General features: G+C 66.6%; 1 protein-coding gene. It reads left to right on the top strand.

The window, feature by feature from the left end; genetic code table 11:
* Positions 1 to 29 precede the first annotated feature (29 nt).
* Complete coding sequence (locus tag ACSVC7_RS10705) at positions 30 to 1235, top strand: DNA polymerase IV (RefSeq protein WP_448204290.1); 1206 nt, start codon at positions 30 to 32, stop codon at positions 1233 to 1235.
* Positions 1236 to 1593 lie beyond the last annotated feature (358 nt).

A 1593-nucleotide genomic window follows, 5' to 3' on the forward strand; every position in this document is an offset into this window, starting at 1 on the left:
GGTGGGCAACGGGCTGCTAGACTGCCGCCATGCTCGCCCTGTCCGACCACAAGACTCTGTGCCGCGACTGCGCGGCCGCGTTGCGCGGCGCCGAACCCCGCTGCCCGAAGTGCGGCAGCCGGCGGCTGGTCCGGCACGACGAACTGCACGCGCTGCCCATCGGCCACATCGACTGCGACGCCTTCTACGCCACGGTGGAGAAGCGCGACCGGCCGGAGCTGGTCAGCCGCCCGCTGATCATCGGCGGCGACCGGCGGGGCGTGGTCGCGGCCTGCTGCTACGTGGCGCGGATGGCCGGCGTGCGGTCCGCCATGCCGATCTGGCAGGCGCTGGAGGCCTGCCCGGACGCCGTCGTGCTGCCGCCGGACATGGCGAAGTACAAGGCGGTGGGCCGGCAGGCGCGGGCGTTGATGCAGGCCTTCACGCCCCTGGTCGAGCCGCTGTCCATCGACGAGGCCTTCCTCGACCTCTCCGGGGTGGGGGACCGCTTGAGCATCAGCCCGGCGCAGGCGCTGGTGGAACTGGTCCGCCGGTTCGAAAGCCAGCTGGGCATCACGGCGTCGGTGGGGCTCAGCTACAACAAGCTGTTCGCGAAGATCGCGTCGGACCTGGAAAAGCCGCGCGGCTTCTCGGTCGTGGGGCGGGCGCAGGCGCTGGATTTCCTGGCGCCGAAACCGGTGTCGATCCTCTGGGGCGTCGGGCCGGTGCTCCAGCGCAAGCTGCAATCGGACGGCATCCGTACCGTGGGTGACCTGCGCGGCTGGCAGGAGATCGACCTCGTCCGCCGCCACGGAAAGATGGGCCGCCTGCTCCACCGCTTCGCGCGCGGCCAGGACGACCGCCGCGTGGAGCCCGAAGCCCCCAGCAAGAGCATTTCGGCGGAGACGACCTTCGATTGGGACACCGCCGACGCGGGCGCCCTGAAGGACGCCTTGCGCCCGTTGAGCGAGACGGTCGCGCGCCGCCTCGCCGCCGCCGGCCTTCAGGGGCGCAGCGTCGTCCTGAAGCTGAAGACCGCCGACTTCCAGACGATCACCCGGTCCCGCCGCGTTGATCCTCCCGCCCGCAAGGCGGAGGCGATCTGGCAGACCGGCTGCGAGATGCTGGAGACGGAAGCCGACGGCCGGCCGATCCGCCTGATCGGCATCGGCTGCACCGACCTGCTCGACCCCGAGAACGAGCCGGAACCGGGCCTCTTCGACGGCCTTGGCGACGAGGACGGCGCCCTGCGCTGAACCGCCCGTCAGGCGATCGTCTTTCGCCTGCATGCTCGCAATAAGCGCACTTTCGAAGCTTACTTGCTGTCCGGCGCCGTAACTTTTGCAACCGGAAAACAATAATTAGCGTTTTCTGAAAAGAATTATGCACGTACTACGCTACCAGGAAAGTTCGTGCCTTAACTTCTACAATTGGATATAAATTCGGCCGATCGATTATACCCAAGTGGTAAGTCGGCTGCGCCATAAGATTTTTCTAAAGGATAGTGACAACGTGTCACCGTTTGACGAAAAGAAGCAAGCTAAGGGCGCAGTCCGGCGCAAAGCCGCAAAGATCGAGGCTCTTGAGCCGAGAGTTCTGCTGACGGCAGACCTG

Source organism: Azospirillum mesophilum (genome assembly GCF_053470405.2).